At 72.5% G+C, this 16,162-nt stretch carries 12 protein-coding genes; 8 read left to right on the top strand and 4 right to left on the bottom strand.

What is annotated here, in order from left to right; all coding sequences use genetic code 11:
• Nucleotides 1-212 precede the first annotated feature (212 nt).
• The 6 genes from scy to DMA15_RS25815 all read left to right on the top strand — a co-directional run bounded on the left by scy (nucleotide 213) and on the right by DMA15_RS25815 (nucleotide 9,992).
• A complete protein-coding gene (gene scy / locus DMA15_RS25840; protein ID WP_125515145.1) occupies nucleotides 213-4,250 on the top strand; it encodes a polarized growth protein Scy in 4,038 nt (1,345 codons plus the stop codon).
• Between the two features lie 181 nt (nucleotides 4,251-4,431).
• On the top strand, nucleotides 4,432-5,367 hold the full coding sequence (locus tag DMA15_RS25835) for a cellulose-binding protein (RefSeq protein WP_030789382.1): 936 nt from the start codon (nucleotides 4,432-4,434) through the stop codon (nucleotides 5,365-5,367).
• A 67-nt stretch (nucleotides 5,368-5,434) separates the two neighbouring features.
• Nucleotides 5,435-6,430 carry an ABC transporter ATP-binding protein gene (locus DMA15_RS25830; RefSeq protein ID WP_125515144.1) on the top strand — a complete coding sequence of 332 codons (996 nt, stop codon included), beginning with the start codon at nucleotides 5,435-5,437 and terminating at the stop codon, nucleotides 6,428-6,430.
• 3 nt (nucleotides 6,431-6,433) lie between these two features.
• Nucleotides 6,434-7,204: an ABC transporter permease gene (locus DMA15_RS25825; RefSeq protein ID WP_125515143.1), complete on the top strand. Its 771-nt coding sequence runs from the start codon at nucleotides 6,434-6,436 to the stop codon at nucleotides 7,202-7,204.
• A 665-nt stretch (nucleotides 7,205-7,869) separates the two neighbouring features.
• Nucleotides 7,870-9,057, top strand: a complete 1,188-nt coding sequence (locus DMA15_RS25820) for an ABC transporter ATP-binding protein (protein WP_125515142.1) — start codon at nucleotides 7,870-7,872, stop codon at nucleotides 9,055-9,057.
• A gap of 143 nt (nucleotides 9,058-9,200) precedes the next feature.
• A complete protein-coding gene (locus DMA15_RS25815) occupies nucleotides 9,201-9,992 on the top strand; it encodes an ABC transporter permease (RefSeq protein ID WP_125518004.1) in 792 nt (263 codons plus the stop codon).
• Nucleotides 9,993-10,000: 8 nt separating this feature from the next.
• On the opposite strand, the gene DMA15_RS25810 is transcribed toward DMA15_RS25815, so the two are convergent.
• A complete protein-coding gene (locus DMA15_RS25810; protein WP_125515141.1) occupies nucleotides 10,001-10,333 on the bottom strand; it encodes an ATP/GTP-binding protein in 333 nt (110 codons plus the stop codon).
• Nucleotides 10,334-10,542: 209 nt separating this feature from the next.
• Here DMA15_RS25810 and DMA15_RS25805 point away from each other — a divergent pair, with 209 nt between their 5' ends.
• Nucleotides 10,543-11,598 carry an LLM class flavin-dependent oxidoreductase gene (locus DMA15_RS25805; protein WP_125515140.1) on the top strand — a complete coding sequence of 352 codons (1,056 nt, stop codon included), beginning with the start codon at nucleotides 10,543-10,545 and terminating at the stop codon, nucleotides 11,596-11,598.
• An 84-nt stretch (nucleotides 11,599-11,682) separates the two neighbouring features.
• Here DMA15_RS25805 and DMA15_RS25800 read toward each other — a convergent pair whose 3' ends face one another.
• Nucleotides 11,683-12,075 carry an SCO5389 family protein gene (locus tag DMA15_RS25800; RefSeq protein WP_125515139.1) on the bottom strand — a complete coding sequence of 131 codons (393 nt, stop codon included), beginning with the start codon at nucleotides 12,073-12,075 and terminating at the stop codon, nucleotides 11,683-11,685.
• Between the two features lie 254 nt (nucleotides 12,076-12,329).
• On the opposite strand from DMA15_RS25800, the gene nucS reads away from it, so the two are divergent.
• On the top strand, nucleotides 12,330-13,001 hold the full coding sequence (gene nucS / locus DMA15_RS25795) for an endonuclease NucS (protein ID WP_125515138.1): 672 nt from the start codon (nucleotides 12,330-12,332) through the stop codon (nucleotides 12,999-13,001).
• 70 nt (nucleotides 13,002-13,071) lie between these two features.
• On the opposite strand, the gene DMA15_RS25790 is transcribed toward nucS, so the two are convergent.
• Both DMA15_RS25790 and DMA15_RS25785 read right to left on the bottom strand, forming a co-directional pair.
• Complete coding sequence (locus tag DMA15_RS25790) at nucleotides 13,072-15,552, bottom strand: ATP-binding protein (RefSeq protein ID WP_125515137.1); 2,481 nt, start codon at nucleotides 15,550-15,552, stop codon at nucleotides 13,072-13,074.
• A 208-nt stretch (nucleotides 15,553-15,760) separates the two neighbouring features.
• Nucleotides 15,761-16,084: an STAS domain-containing protein gene (locus DMA15_RS25785; protein WP_030792181.1), complete on the bottom strand. Its 324-nt coding sequence runs from the start codon at nucleotides 16,082-16,084 to the stop codon at nucleotides 15,761-15,763.
• Nucleotides 16,085-16,162: the final 78 nt, after the last annotated feature.

The raw sequence follows: 16,162 nt of genomic DNA, 5'->3' as shown, positions 1-16,162 counted from the left end.
TAGGGTTAGTGACTGGCCGTCCGAAGTCGGGGCGGCAGGCTGCCCGAAACCTGGGCGGCCGCGTGCCGGGGTCCGGGTTTCGGGGGACGAGGGTCGGGGCAGCGACTGATGCTCCGCCGTTGATCTGACACCATTCCCCCGGGGGCCACGTTCGGCGGATGGACGGGGCTCGTTGGAGAGACTTGCGACCAGGGGACGGATGGGACCGCGCAGTGCGGGGCTACGAACGCCAAGAGAACTCGCGGGCTGAGACCGACAGTCTTTCGCGGTTCGAGGCCGAGATGGACCGGCTGAAGACCGAGCGGGAGAAAGCCGTCCAGCACGCCGAGGACCTCGGCTACCAGGTAGAGGTGTTGCGCGCCAAGCTGCACGAGGCGCGCCGCAACCTCGCGAACCGCCCTGCCTACGACAGCGCGGACATCGGCTACCAGGCCGAGCAGCTGCTGCGCAACGCGCAGATCCAGGCCGAGCAGCTGCGCGCGGACGCCGAGCGCGAGCTGCGCGACGCCCGTGCGCAGACGCAGCGCATCCTCCAGGAGCACGCCGAGCAGCAGGCCAGGCTCCAGGCCGAGCTGCACGCCGAGGCCGTCGCGCGCCGCCAGCAGCTCGACCAGGAGCTTGCCGAGCGCCGGCAGACCGTCGAGTCCCACGTCAACGAGAACGTGGCCTGGGCCGAGCAGCTGCGGGCCCGCACCGAGCAGCAGGCCCGCCGCCTCCTGGACGAGTCGCGCGCCGAGGCCGAGCAGTCCCTGGCCGCCGCCCGCGCCGAGGCCGAGCGCGTCGCCGAGCAGGCCCGCCGGCGCCTGGCGAGCGACGCCGAGGCCGCCCGCGCCGAGGCCGAGGCCATCTTGCGCCGCGCCCGCTCGGACGCCGAGCGCCTCCTGAACGCCGCCTCCACGCAGGCCCAGGAGGCCACCGACCACGCCGAGCAGCTGCGCTCCACCACGGCGACCGAGTCCGAGCAGGCCCGCCGCCAGGCCGCCGAGGCGAGCCGCGCGGCCGAGCAGCGCATCGCCGAGGCCGACGCGGCGCTGCGCGAGGCGCGCGCCGAGGCCGAGAAGGTGCTCGCCGAGGCCAAGGAGAGCGCGGGCAAGCAGCTCGCGGCCGCCGAGGCCGCGGGCGAGCAGCGCACGCGCACCGCCAAGGAGCAGGTCGCCCGGCTCGTCGGCGAGGCCACCAAGGAGGCCGAGTCCGCCAAGTCCGAGGCCGAGCAGCTGATCGCCGACGCTCGCGCGCAGGCCGAGAAGCTGATCGCGGACGCCGCCGAGAAGGCGCGCACGATCACCGCCGAGGAGACCGCGAGCCAGCTCGCGAAGGCCGCGCGGACGGCCGAGGAGGTCCTGGACAAGGCCTCGAAGAACGCCAAGGAGACCACGAAGGCCGCCACCGACGAGGCCGAGCGGATCCGCTCCGAGGCCGAGGCGGAGGCGGACCGGCTGCGCGCCCAGGCGCACGACATCGCCGAGGAGCTGAAGGGCGCGGCGAAGGACGACACCAAGGAGTACCGCGCCAAGACCGTCGAGCTCCAGGAGGAGGCGCGCAGGCTGCGCGGCGAGGCCGAGCAGCTGCGGGCCGATGCCGTCTCCGAGGGCGAGCGCATCCGGGGCGAGGCGCGGCGCGAGGCCGTCAAGGAGATCGAGGAGGCGGCCAAGTCCGCCGAGGAGCTGCTCGCCAAGGCCAAGGCCGACGCCGAGGAGCTGCGCACGGCCGCGACCGCCGAGAGCGAGCGGCTGCGCTCCGACGCGCTGGAGCGCGCCACCACGCTGCGTACGCAGGCCGAGGAGACCCTGGAGCGCACCCGCGCGGAGGCCGAGCGGCACCGCGAGGAGGCCGCCGAGGAGGCCGAGGGCACCAAGGCCGAGGCCGAGGAGGCCGCGCGGGCGCTGCGCGAGGAGACCGAGCGGGCCATAGCGGCACGGCAGGCCGAGGCCGCCGAGGAGCTGACGCGGCTGCACACCGAGGCCGAGGAGCGCCTGGCCGCCGCCGAGCAGGCGCTGACCGAGGCCCGTTCGGAAGCCGCGCGCATGCGCAAGGAGGCCACGGACGAGACCGACCGGCTGCGCGCGGAGTCCGCCGAGCGGATCCGCACCCTCCAGGCGCAGGCCGAGACGGAGGCCGAGCGGCTGCGCGACGAGGCGGCCGCCGACGCCTCGCAGGCCCGCGCGGAGGGCGAGGCCCTCGCCGTGCGGCTGCGTTCGGAGGCCGCGGCCGAGGCCGAGCGGCTCAAGACCGAGGCGCAGGAGTCCGCCGACCGGGTGCGCGCGGAGGCCGCCGCCGCGGCCGAGCGGGTCGGCCAGGAGGCCGCCGAGGAGCTGGCCGCCGCCCAGGAGGAGGCGGCCCGCCGCCGCCGCGAGGCCGAGGAGACCCTGGGTTCCGCGCGCGCGGAGGCCGACCAGGAGCGCGAGCGGGCCCGCGAGCAGAGCGAGGAACTGCTCGCATCGGCCCGCAAGCGCGTCGAAGAGGCGCAGGCCGAGGCGGTCCGCCTCGTCGAGGAGGCCGACCGCCGCGCGACCGAGATGGTCTCGGCCGCCGAACAGACCGCCCAGTCCGTACGGGACTCCGTCGCCGGCCTGCACGAGGCGGCGCAGGAAGAGGTCGCGGGCCTGCGCTCGGCCGCCGAGCACGCCGCCGAGCGCACGAGGACGGAGGCGCAGGAGGAGGCCGACCGGCTGCGCGCCGACGCCCACGCCGAGCGGGAGCGCGCCGCGGAGGACGCGAGCCGCACGCGCCGCGAGGCGACGGAGGCCTCCGAGGCCGCCAAGGCCCTCGCGGAGCGCACGGTCTCGGACGCCATCGCGGAGGCCGAGCGGATGCGTTCGGACGCGTCCGAGCACGCCCAGCGGGTGCGCACGGAGGCATCCGACACCATCGCGCAGGCCGAGCAGGACGCCGCCCGCACCCGGGCCGACGCCCGCGAGGACGCCAACCGCATCCGCAGCGACGCGGCGGGTCAGGCCGACACCCTGATCGGCGAGGCCCGCAGCGAGGCCGAGCGGCTGCAGAACGAGACGATCGCGGAGGCCGAGCGCCTCAAGTCCGAGTCCACGGCGGAGGCGGAGCGCCTGCGTGTCGAGTCGACCACGGAGGCGGAGCGGGTCAAGACCGAGAGCAGGGCGGAGGCCGAGCGGCTGCGCGTCGAGTCGACCACGGAGGCCGAGCGGCTCAGGGCCGAGGCGGCCGCGGAGGCCGAACGGGTCCGCGCGGAGTCCGTGGCCAAGGCCGAGAAGCTCATCTCGGACGCCTCCGGTGACGCGGAGCGGCTGCGCGCCGAGGCCGCCGAGGCGGTCAACTCCGCCCAGCAGCACGCCGAGCGGATCCGCTCCGAGGCCGAGCGGCTCAAGGCGGACGCGGCGCGGGAGGCCGAGCGGCTCACGTCCCAGGCGCGCGAGGAGGCCGAGCGCACCCTGGACGAGGCCCGCCAGGCCGCCAACAAGCGCCGTCAGGAAGCCGCCGAGCAGGTCGACACGCTCATCACCAAGGCCGCGGCCGAGGCCGAGAAGCTGACGTCGGACGCCCAGCAGAAGGCGCTGAAGGCGACCACGGACGCCGAGGCGCAGGCCGACACGATGGTCGGCGCGGCCCGCAAGGAGGCCGAGCGCCTCGTCGCCGAGGCGACGGTCGAGGGCAACACCCTGGTGGAGAAGGCCCGTACGGACGCGGACGAGCTGCTGATCGGCGCCCGGCGCGACGCGACCGCCATAAGGGAGCGCTCCGAGGAGCAGCGCGACCGGCTGACCGCCGAGATCGAGGAGCTGCACGCCCGTGCGCGCCGTGAGTCGGCCGAGGCGATGAAGTCCGCGGGCGAGCGCTGCGACGCACTGGTGAAGGCCGCCGAGGAGCAGTTGGCCGAGGCGCAGGCGAAGGCGAAGGAGCTGGTCTCGGACGCCAACTCCGAGGCGGGCAAGGTCCGTATCGCCGCCGTGAAGAAGGCCGAGGCGCTGCTGAAGGAGGCCGAGACCAAGAAGGCCACGCTGGTCGCCGAGGCCGAGCGGATCAAGGCCGACGCGGAGGCCGAGGCGACGCGCACGGTCGAGGAGGGCAAGCGCGAGCTGGAGGTCCTGGTGCGGCGCCGCGAGGACATCAACGTGGAGATCTCCCGTGTCCAGGACGTGCTGGAGGCGTTGGAGTCTTTCGAGGCCCCGACGGGCGGTGCGAAGTCGTCGTCGAACAGCGGTTCAGGATCGGGTGGCGTCAAGGCGGGGGCTTCGGCCGGATCTACCCGTTCGGGTGGCAAGACGTCAGAGGGCTAGCCAAAGAGGGGTTACCGTGCTGTAGAGGACCTTCGGCCCTGTCCCTGGCAAGCACTCTGACGTCTTGCCACTCAAAAGGGGTGTCATTCTCCAGATCAAACGGGCATCTGCTCGATGACACGCCGCCTTGACCCCTAGGATTCCCTCTATCACCTCACCGGTCTCATTCGACAGGAACCCCATGAGCGACACTTCCCCCTACGGCTTCGAGCTTGTGCGGCGTGGGTACGACCGCGCTCAGGTGGACGAACGTATCTCCAAGCTCGTCTCCGACCGTGACAGCGCTCTCGCCCGTATCACTGCTCTGGAAAAGCGCATCGAGGAGCTGCACCTCGAAACGCAGAACGCCCAGGCCCAGGTCGCCGACGCCGAGCCGTCGTACGCCGGTCTCGGTGCCCGCGTCGAGAAGATCCTCCGCCTCGCCGAGGAGGAGGCGAAGGACCTGCGCGAGGAGGCCCGTCGCGCGGCCGAGCAGCACCGCGAGCTGGCCGAGTCCGCCGCCCAGCAGGTGCGCAACGACGCCGAGTCGTTCGCCTCCGAGCGCAAGGCGAAGGCCGAGGACGAGGGCGTCCGGATCGTCGAGAAGGCCAAGGGCGAGGCGAACGCGCTGCGTGCCGAGGCCCAGAAGGACGCGCAGTCCAAGCGTGAGGAGGCGGACGCCCTCTTCGAGGAGACGCGCGCCAAGGCCGCGCAGGCCGCCGCCGACTTCGAGACGAACCTCGCCAAGCGGCGTGAGCAGTCCGAGCGTGATCTGGCTTCCCGTCAGGCCAAGGCGGAGAAGCGCCTCGCGGAGATCGAGCACCGTGCGGAGCAGCTGCGTCTCGAGGCGGAGAAGCTGCGCACGGACGCGGAGCGTCGCGCCCGTCAGACCGTCGAGACCGCGCAGCGTCAGGCCGAGGACATCGTCGCGGACGCGAACGCCAAGGCCGACCGGATCCGCTCGGAATCCGAGCGGGAGCTCGCCGCGCTCACCAACCGCCGTGACTCCATCAACGCGCAGCTCACCAATGTGCGCGAGATGCTGGCGACGCTCACGGGTGCGGCCGTCGCCGCCGCCGGGACGCCCGCCGACGACGAGCCGGTCTCCCGAGGCGTGCCGGCTCAGCAGACGCGCTGAGCCCGCGCTCCCCGAGCCCCCTGCCGCTCCAGTGGCAGGGGGCTTTGAGCCGTTTTAGCGTTGCCGCATGATCGAGCTCTCGGGGCTGACCAAGCGGTACGGCGAGAAGGTGGCCGTCAACAACCTGACCTTCACCGTCCACCCCGGCATCGTCACCGGCTTCCTCGGCCCGAACGGCGCGGGGAAGTCCACCACCATGCGCATGATGCTCGGGCTCGACAACCCGTCAGCGGGTGACGTCCGCATCGACGGCAAGCACTACTCCCAGCTGAAGGACCCCCTCAAGTACATCGGCGCGCTCCTCGACGCCAAGGCCATGCACGGCGGGCGCAGCGCCTTCAACCACCTGCTCTGCCTCGCCCAGAGCAACGGCATCCCGCGCGGGCGCGTCCGGGAGGTCCTGGACACCGTGGGGCTGACCGCCGTCGCCAAGAAGAAGGCCAAGGGGTTCTCGCTCGGCATGGGCCAGCGCCTGGGCATCGCGGGCGCGCTGCTCGGTGACCCCGAGATCCTGATGTTCGACGAACCGGTCAACGGCCTCGACCCCGAGGGCATCCACTGGATCAGGAATCTGATGAAGTCCCTTGCCTCACAAGGGCGTACGGTCTTCGTCTCCTCCCATCTGATGAGCGAGATGGCGCTCACCGCCGACCACCTCGTCGTCATCGGCCAGGGCCGTCTCCTCGCGGACACCTCGATGTCCGACTTCATCCGGCAGAACTCACGTTCGTACGTACGACTGCGCTCCCCGGAGCGCGAACGGCTCCTCGACGTGCTGCACCAGGAGGGCGTCACCGCACTCGCGGCGGGCGACGGCACGCTCGAAGTGGACGGCACGGCCGCGGCACAGCTCGGTGAACTCGCCGCGAGGCACGGGCTCGTACTCCATGAACTGAGTCCTCAGCAGGCCTCCCTGGAAGAGGCGTTCATGCGGCTCACCGCGGAGTCGGTCGAGTACCACGCGCACTCGGACCACGCGCACTCGGGCCACGCGGGGGTGAGCCCGCCGGAGCGGGCGCCCGGGTGGGGCGAGGGCTGGCAGCAGCGACGGAAGGGGGCCTGAGCGATGGCAGCCACGCAGGTACTGAAGTCGGAGTGGACGAAGATCCGGTCGGTCTCCTCGACCGTGTGGACGCTCGGTCTCGCCGTGGTCGTCACGGTCGCGCTCGGCACGCTGATCAGCATCCTGTCCAGGAACGACCACGACAATCTGGACGCCCGGGACAGGCTGGCCTTCGACGCGACCTTCATCAGCTTCGCGGGGATGTCGCTCGGCCAGCTCGCGATGATCGTCTTCGGGGTGCTCGTCGTCTCCAACGAGTACAGCACCGGGATGATCCGCACCTCGCTGGCGGCGGTCCCGCAGCGAGGCGTCTTCCTCTTCAGCAAGGTGCTCGTGGCCACCCTGCTCGCCTTCGCCGTGGGCCTCGCCACCAGCTTCCTCGCGTTCTTCGTGGGGCAGGCGATGCTCGGGCCCTACCGGGCGCAGATCGGTGACCCCGGTGTACTGCGGGCGGTCATCGGCGGCGGGCTCTACATGACGCTCATCGCGATGTTCTCGATGGGCGTGGCGGCGATGCTGCGCAGCCCGATGCTGTCGCTGGGCATCCTGATGCCGTTCTTCTTCCTGATCTCCAGCATCCTCGGCAACGTCTCGGCCACGAAGAAGATCGGCCGCTTCCTGCCCGACCAGGCCGGAAGCAAGATCATGCAGGTCAAGACTCCCTTCGCCGACGACACCCCGTACGGGCCGTGGGGTGGCCTGGGGATCATGGTGGCGTGGGTGCTGGTGGCCCTGCTGGGCGGCTACGCACTCCTGAAGAGACGCGACGCGTAGGCGCCCTTGGGGGCGCCGGGGGCGGGCCCGGGGTGCGCCACGTGCCGGGAGGCGGCGGGCTTCCCTGTAGACCTGGGGGCTCGCCTGTGGCGCGGAGCCGGGCCAGGCAGGGGCGCTCACCGGCCGGGTGACGGCTGGTTCCCTAGGGGCGAGGCCCCGGCCCAGGGACCTCACTCACCTGCCGGCTGGTGCTGGCTTCCCTGTCCCGCCGCTTCGCGGCGGATATTTCCCCACCCACCCACCCGTTCACCCCGCACCGAATCCGTCACGACCTGGGGGCCTCGGCGCCGGGCGAACGGGCGGGTGGGAGGCATCCGGCGCGAAGCGGCGGGACAGGGCCAGACGAACACAGCCGCAGGACGGCGATCGCCTCGACCGGGACGGGGCCGACGCGGTGCCGGGCGAACGGGTGGGTGGGTGGGAGACATCCGTCGCGAAGCGACGGGACAGAGCCAGGCGCACACAGCCGCAGGACGGCGATCGCCCCGACCGGGGCAGGGCAGTGGGGGGCGCGGGGCTCTCCGGGCTCAGCGCGCTGGAGAGTGTCCCCGGCCCCGCCGGAGCCTTTAATCGCTCTTGGCCGGAACCGTCAGCTCCCCGTTATCCTCCTAACCCTTACGGGGGCGTGTGCCCCGACGTCCTGAACCATTCGATGGGTGCGGAGAATGATCGAGGCAGTCGGCCTGACGAAGCGCTATGGCGCCAAGACAGCCGTGTACAACCTTTCCTTCCAGGTGCGGCCCGGTACCGTCACCGGCTTCCTCGGGCCCAACGGCTCCGGCAAGTCGACGACGATGCGCATGATCCTCGGGCTCGACACACCCACCACGGGGCAGGTGACGATCGGCGGTTACCCGTACCGCAAGCTCCCCAACGCCCCCCGCCAGGTCGGCGCGCTGCTCGACGCCAAGGCCGTGCACGGCGGCCGGCACGCCCGCAACCACCTGCTCTGCCTCGCGCAGCTCTCCGGCATCCCGGCCCGCCGGGTCGACGAGGTGCTCGGCGTCGTCGGTCTCCAGGACGTGGCGAAGAAGCGCTCCAAGGGTTTCTCGCTCGGCATGGGCCAGCGCCTCGGCATCGCGGCGGCGCTCCTCGGCGACCCCCAGGTGCTCCTCTTCGACGAGCCGGTCAACGGCCTCGACCCCGAGGGCATCCTCTGGGTCCGCAATCTCATGAAGTCGCTCGCGGCCGAGGGGCGCACGGTCTTCGTCTCCTCCCACCTGATGAGCGAGATGGCGCTCACCGCCGAGCACCTGATCGTGATCGGCCGCGGCCAGCTGCTCGCCGACATGAGCGTCAAGGACTTCATCTCGCACAACTCCGCCGACTTCGCGCGGGTGCGTACGCCGGAGACCGAACCCCAGCAGCGCGAGAAGCTGACGGCCGCGCTGACCGAGGCGGGCGGCCAGGTCCTGCCCGAGGTGGACGGCGCGCTGCGCGTGACCGGTCTGCCGCTGCCCCGCATCAGCGACCTGGCGCACAGCGCCGACGTCCGCCTGTGGGAGCTGTCCCCGCACCAGGCCTCGCTGGAGGAGGCGTACATGCGGATGACGCAGGGCGCCGTCGACTACCGCTCCACGGTCGACCAGCGCGCGGGCTTCCAGCAGGAGATGCCCCCCGGCATGCCCCCACAGGGCCAGGCGCAGCCGCCGGTGCCCGGCCAGGGCCAGCCCTGCTGGTACGCCCCGCCGCCGCCCCAGCAGGGCGGTCAGCCCTTCGCGATGCCCCAGCCGCAGGGCGGGCCCGGTGCGGCCAACCCGTACGCCGCTGCGCCCCCGCAGCAGCCGGCGGCCCCAGCCGCTCCCCCCGCCGACATGACCAAGCGCGCCACCGACAACGAGGATGCACGATGACCACGCCTCCGACTCCGCAGCAGCAGCCGCAGGCGCAGCAGCCCCAGCAGATGTACGCCCCGGCCGGCGCCCCGGCCCCGCAGGGCGCCCCGATGGCTCCCCCGCCCGCCGCCCCGGCGCCGCCGTCCGCCTGGCAGCAGGCGATGGCCAACGCCTACACCTCGCCGATCCCGGTCAAGAAGACCCACCTCGGCAACGCCCTCGCCTCCGAGTGGACGAAGATCAAGTCGGTCCGCTCGACGATGTGGACCCTGGGCATCTTCCTCGCCCTGGTCATCGGCATCGGCCTGCTCGCCGCCGCGAACACCGAGCCCGGTGACTACGCGGACGTGCCGTTCACGATCCCCGCCTTCTTCGGCCTGATACTGGGCCAGATCTGCCTGATCACGCTCGGCGTCCTCGTGACCTCGTCGGAGTACGGCACGGGCATGATCCGTACGACGTTCACGGCCTCCCCGCAGCGCTACCGCGTGCTGGCCGCGAAGGTCGTGGTCTTCTTCGTCACGGCCTTCGTCGTCTCCGCGGGCTCCATCCTCCTGGTGGGCCTCGTGACCTCCTCGATGAACGGCGGCGCCGAGGCCGGCGACCTCCCCTGGGCGGGCACGGTCCTCAAGGGCGGTCTGTACGTCTCGCTGCTCGGTGTGCTCGCGCTGGCCGTGGGCTCCATGCTGCGGCACTCCGCGGGCGCCATCACCGCGATGCTCGGCCTGGTCCTGGTGCCGGCGATCCTGCCCGCGTTCCTGTCGATCTGGGAGAGCACGCAGACGCTCGGCGAGAAGATGTCGGACTACAACGCCATCAACTCGCTCGCGAAGATCTTCGGCGCGGAGGGCATGGACAGCCCGGGCGGCACGTCCCAGCTGGTCGCGCTCATCGTCCTGACGGTGCTCGCGCTCGGCGGCGCCTTCGCGCTCCTGGAGAAGCGCGACGTATAGCAGGTGGGCTAATACCTCGGCGCGTTACGGGACCGCTGCACCCGCGTGGTGCGGCGGTCCTTCGCGTTCCAGCACGCCTTGTGCCAGTGCCTGCGCTCGTCCACCCCCGAGTGCTCCGGCCAGGCCACCACGTGCGGGAGCGCCGAGGGGATCTCCTGGTCGCAGCCGGGGCAGCGGTAGCGCTTGCCCGCCGAGCCCGCGCCCGCGACATGGCGTACGCTCCACTGCTCGCCCCGCCAGCTCTCGGCGTTCTGGAATCCGCCGTAGCGGCCCGACGGTTCCGCGTCCGCGGACGGCCTCGGCTCTCCGGCGCCCTTGGGGCGGTTGCGACGCGGGGACACAGAACACCTCACGGGCTGTACGACGGTCAGGGGGGTGACCAGCCTACGCGCCGTGCCGAGGGGTACCCGCCCCGCACGGATTCCCGCAGGTCCCCCGCATTGCGCGGAAAATCCAACAATCTTCATGCCAGGCCGTGCCTTTGGCACGTGTCACGCGTTGTTGCCCGTGGGGGGAGTGCCTGCGTCGGCGCCAAGGAGGCAGGAGTTCGATGCGTGTAGGTAGTTTTGTTCTGGCCGCCCAGTTCCCCGGACAGGGGCAGGGGGAAGCGCTGCACCGCGCGGTGCGCTCCGCCGAGGTGGCCGAGGAGGCGGGCCTGGACTCGGTCTGGCTCGGTGAGCACCACTTCGTGCCGTACGGCACATGTCCCTCGGCGGTGACCCTCGCGGCACTGCTCCTCGGACGGACCCGGCGGATCCGGGTCGGTACGGCCGTGAGCGTGCTGCCGACCGTCCACCCGGTCGCGCTCGGCGAGCAGGCGGCCCTGCTCCACATCACCTCCGGAGGCCGGTTCTCGCTCGGCGTCGGCCGGGGCGGCCCCTGGGTGGACCTGGAGGTCTTCGGAGCGGGCCTGGAGGCGTACGAGAAGGGCTTCCCCGACTCCCTCGACCTGCTGCTCAGGTGGTTGAGCGAGCCCCGGGTGGAAAGTGCGGGCGAGCGGTTCAACTTCCGTGAGGTCGCCGTCGTACCGCGCCCGCAGGAGGCTCTGTGCGGCCCGCGGGAAGCCCTCGCGGGCCGGGGCGACAGCGGCCCCGAGGTGGTCCTCGCCTGCACCTCCCCGTCGAGCGTGCGGCTCGCCGCGCACCGGGGCCTGCCGATGCTGCTCGGCATGCATGTGGGCGACGACGAGAAGGCCGAAATGGTGGCCTTGTGGGACCGCCACGCACGTGCCGCCGGGCATACGCCGGAGGAAATCGCCACGGCGTCGCACGTCTCGGCCGGAGTGGTGCAGATCGCGGACCGGCGCGCGGAGGCGGCCGAGACGTTACAGAAGGCGATGCCGGGCTGGCTCAGGCAGGGCCTGGAGGCCCATGTGACGGTCGACGGGCGCAGCCGCGCCATGCGCGACCCGGTGGCCTACACCGAACTGCTCTGCGGGCTGCACCCCGTCGGCACCCCGCAGGTGTGCGCCGACCGCCTCGCCGCCACCTCGGAGCGCACCGGCATCACGCGCTTCGCACTGCTCGTCGAGGGCTCGGGCGATCTCGCGGCCACGGAGGAGAACGTGCGCAGGCTCGGGGCGGAAGTCCTGCCCCAGCTGCGCTGAGCGCCGGTGCTCACCACTTGGGGCTGAGACGGGAGCTGCCGCTCCGGACTGACACACCTCCCGCGTACGGAGCGGCAGCGGGGCTCAGCAGTCCCGTAGTTCAGGGGACTGGTTGAGCAGCTGGCCCCGGATCGAGGTGAAGCGGCTCAACCGGTCGTCCACCGAAGGATCCAGCGGGAAGACCGCCACACGGTGGCAGTTCTGGAACGCCAGACGCACTCCGAAGTGCCGTTGCAGGGCGCCGCGAATCGCGTCACTCGCGAGCGCGCGCAGCAGCTGTCCACGTGCCTGCTCGTCCGGCGGCGGCGTCTGGTTGTCGGCGAACTCTCCGCCGTCGACCTTCAGCTGGGCCACCAAGGAGCTGATCATCTCCCATGCGTAAGGCAGGGAGGTCCGGACGCAGTCGACGAATGCTGCTTCGTCCACCTCGCCTCGCTCGGCCTGTTCCAACAGTGCCGGTGAGACGTCGAGCGACATGGGTACTCCTCTCGGACCCCCGCGAAGCGAGGGCTTACGGACAGGGAAGGAGTCCGCATACGCAGCGTGCACGGATGACGACCTCCTGCTTCTACGGTAGGCAACGGGCGGTGACCGCACCAGGAGATTGGGCGCATAACCGGCCAGGATCGAACGTGTCCATCGCCGGACAAGTCGTGCGACGCCCGGAGCGCCGAGGGGCCCCGGGTGGGCGAATCGCGTGCACCGCCCCCGGTCGAGTAGCGTTGCGCCCCATGCGTCTCGTCATTGCCCGATGCTCCGTGGACTACGCGGGCCGGCTCACCGCCCATCTCCCGTCGGCGCCCCGCCTGATCCTCGTGAAGGCGGACGGCAGCGTCTCGATCCACGCGGACGACAGGGCCTACAAGCCCCTCAACTGGATGTCCCCGCCCTGCACGTTGAAGGAGGGATCAGGGGACGACGCCGGTGTGTGGACCGTCGTGAACAAGGCGGGCGAGAAGCTCATCATCACGATGGAGGAGGTCCTGCACGACTCCTCGCACGAACTGGGCGTCGACCCCGGCCTCATCAAGGACGGCGTGGAAGCACACCTTCAGGAGCTGCTCGCCGACCGTATCGAGACACTCGGTGAGGGATATTCGCTCATCCGCCGCGAGTACATGACGGCGATCGGCCCGGTCGACATCCTCTGTCGGGACGCCGACGGGCAGACGGTCGCCGTGGAGATCAAGCGGCGCGGCGAGATCGACGGTGTCGAGCAACTGACCCGCTATCTGGAGCTGTTGAACCGCGACCCGCACCTGGCGCCCGTCAGGGGCATCTTCGCCGCCCAGGAGATCAAGCCGCAGGCCCGCGTCCTCGCCACGGACCGCGGCATCGGCTGCACCGTCCTCGACTACAACGCGCTGCGCGGCATCGAGGACGACAAGCTGCGGCTGTTCTGAGAGACATCACACGCGGGTGAGGGGCCGGGTCCGGGTGGACCCGGCCCCTTGTGGCGTGAGGACTGTGCTGTTACGACGCGCTCGCCGAGTCCGAGGTGCCGGGCGACGTGTCGGGCGAGGTGTCGGGCGACGTGGGCGGGTCGTCGCTCGGCGGCGGGTCGTCGGTCGTCGGCGGGTCCGTCGGCTCGTCCGTGGTGGGCGGGTCCGTCGGTTTGTCGGTCGGCTTGTCGGTGGGCTTGTCCGTGGGTTTGTCGGTCGGCTTGTCCGTCGGTTTGCCGGTCGGCTTGTCCGTGGGCTTGTCGGTGGGCTTGCCCGAGGGGGTGCCGGTGGGCTCGCCCGACGGCTTCCCGCTCTCGCCCGGCCCGCCCGAGGGTCCGCCGCTCGCGGGCGGCTTCGGGTCGTCCGCGGTGCCGACGACACCGTCATCGCCGGGGCCGCCGGGGCGGCTCGTGGCGCCCTCTCCCGGCTCGTCGGCGCTCAGGCCGCCGCCGTCGCGGTCCTCGCGCGCCGACTGCTCCGTCTTGACCCGGTCGCCCTCGGGGCGGTCGTCGTCGGACGTGGCGCCGAGCGTGACGACCGTGCCGAGGACGGCGGCGAGCAGGGCTCCGGCGCCCGCGGCGACGAGGTTGCGCCGGGTGCCGCTGATGAGGGAGCGGCGGCTCGGCGCGGAGCGCGCGCCCACGGCGGGCGTGACCCGGCTGGTGACCAGGGTGTCCGGCTCGGCGGGCGGCGGTACGGGGAGCGTGAGGGCGGCCGGGACGCCTCCGGGCGGCGACGCCGATTCCTCGTGACGGGCGTCGGGGACCTCCTCGCCCGCCGCCGTGCGCCCACCCGGGACCGCGGCGCCCGAGCGGTCGGCGACCAGGGCGAGGGCCCTGCGCCCGGAGATCGTGCCGCGCTTGTCGGCGAGGGCGCCGCGCAGCCCTATGGAGGCCTCCAGCTCGGCGCGGGCCCGGTCGAGCTGTCCGCCGCAGAGTGCGAGGATCCCCAACTCATGGTGGAAGTACGCCTCTTCGGCGACCTCTCCCGCGTTGCGTGCCGCCTCCTGGCCCGAGCGCAGGGCGCGTTCCCAGGCGCCCCAGTGCAGCCCGCCGGCGAAGGCGGGCGCGGCCGTGCGGGCGAGCAGCACCGCGGCGCCGCTCTCCGGGGCGACCAGGGCGGCGAGGGCGGCCTGTACGGCGTCCGCCTCCGCGGCGACCCGCTCCGGGGTGACCGAGGGGTGCCCGGCCCACCAGGCGTAGTGCCGGGCGGCGGTCCTGGCGTGCTCGGCGGCGTCGTCGGCGTATCCGGCGCTCTCCAGTTGCGTGCGCACTCCCGCGGCGAGGCGGTAGCGGGCGCCGACGGGGGTGACCAGGGCGCAGCCGACCAGTTCGGCGAGGGCCGCGTCGGCGTGGGTCTCGCCCACCAGGGCGGGCAGATGGGCCTGGTGCGGCAGCTCGCCGCCGAGCGCGACGGCGAACTTCAGGGTGGCGCGGGCGGACGGGCTGAGCCGGGCGGCGAGCAGGGTCGCGGGCGCGGCTCCGTCGGCGAGGGAGGGCAGCGGGATCTCGGGGGCCGCGTCGGCGTCGGTGTCGAAGGGCGCGTCGACGGGGGTGTCGGCGAAGTAGCCGTACTCCTCGAAGGCGTGCGGGTCGGCGAGGAGCTGGTCGCGCTGGCGGAGCAGGGCGCCCGCCTGGACGAAGCGCAGCGGCAGGCCCTCGGACTCGAACCAGAGGTCGCCCGCCCAGTTGGCCTCCTCGTCGTCCAGGACGCGGCCCACGACGCGCTCAAGGAGCTCCAGGCCGCCGCCGCGGCCGAGGCCGCCGAGGGAGACCTCTTCGAGGTGGGCGTCGGCGGACGGGGCGGCGACGTCGGGCGTCGTGGCGAGGAGGAAGGCGCACTCGGGTGTGGCGTCGAGCAGTTCGTCGAGGCCCGCTCCGCCGAACTCCAGGTCGTCGAGGACGACGACGGCGCCGATGTCGTGGACGAGTTCGAGCAGCAGGGCGCGCTCGGGGCGGTAGTGGGGCGCGTCGTAGACGGCGGCGCAGAGGTCGTGGAGCAGTTCGCCGGGCGTCTTGCGGTAGCCGCAGAGCCGGATGACGCCGTCGGGCGCGAGCTCCGCGCAGTCGTCGGCGACGGCGTTGAGAAGCGCTGTGCGGCCCGATCCGGCGGGTCCGGTGAGCCGTACCGAGCGGCCGCGCGCGAGGAGCCGTACGAGCCGTTCACGCTCCTCCTGGCGCTCCAGGAGCGGCAGCCTGGGCAGCGCGGGGCCCGGCGGCACGGGCGGCATCGCGGCGCGGCGCAGCTCGGCGCGGTCGGCGGCGGTGCGCTTGGCGGGCCGTTCGGGGCGCTCGCCGGGCGGGCAGGGCTCTATCTCGCTGCCGTCGACGGGATTGACGGTGAGCAGGAAGTCGCCCGAGACGAGCTGGACGGTGCGGGCGAGGGCGGGCGCGGGCTGCCCGAAGTCGGGCGTCAGCGGATCACGCGGGCGCTGCGGCCGCGCCGAGCCTTCGTGATCGTCGCCACCGTGGTCGTGGCCGTACTCTTCGGGTCCCCGGTTCATCGGGTCCATGGTCCCAGCCCCCCAGATGCGTCGTGTGCACAGCCCCCTCCGGCCTGCGTGCACACTGCGCTGTCGCTTCTGGTCCGGTGCCCCCGTGCGGGTGCGTCTGGTCGGTGGGCGACCGAACCCTAGACCTTCGCCCAGTATCTACGGGAGGGCGGGGTGCCGTCCCGCCCGAGACGTCACAGTCTCGTGAGGATTGTGCGTGAGGTGCCGTTCAGGCTCTGGGGAGCGATTCGACACCGATGCCGCCCTCGATGGCGAGGATGCGGTGCAGTCTCGTCGCGACGAGGAGGCGCTGCATCTGTGGCGGCACATGGCGCAGGACGAGCCGGCGTCCGCACCGCCCGGCGCGGCGGTGCGCGCCCATGATGACGCCGAGTCCCGTGGCGTCCCACGAGTCGAGTTCGGAAAGGTCGAGCACCAGGTCGCCGGCTCCGTCGTCGACGGCCGAGTGCAGGACCGTTCGGGCGTCCGCCGCGCTACGTACGTCGAGGCGCCCCCCGACGACCAGCTGGGCCTGGTCGCCCCTGATGTGCATATGCGCTCCCCAAGAGTGCTGTGTCTGCTGCGACTGCGTCTGCTGTGACGTCTGATCCGTAAGGCGTCTGCGTATGTC

It is taken from the genome of Streptomyces sp. WAC 01529, assembly GCF_003945545.1.
GTDB classification, from domain to species: Bacteria; Actinomycetota; Actinomycetes; order Streptomycetales; family Streptomycetaceae; genus Streptomyces; species Streptomyces anatolicus.
The sequence above is the reverse complement of the archived record's forward strand: the minus strand, read 5'-3'. Positions and strand labels throughout refer to the sequence as shown.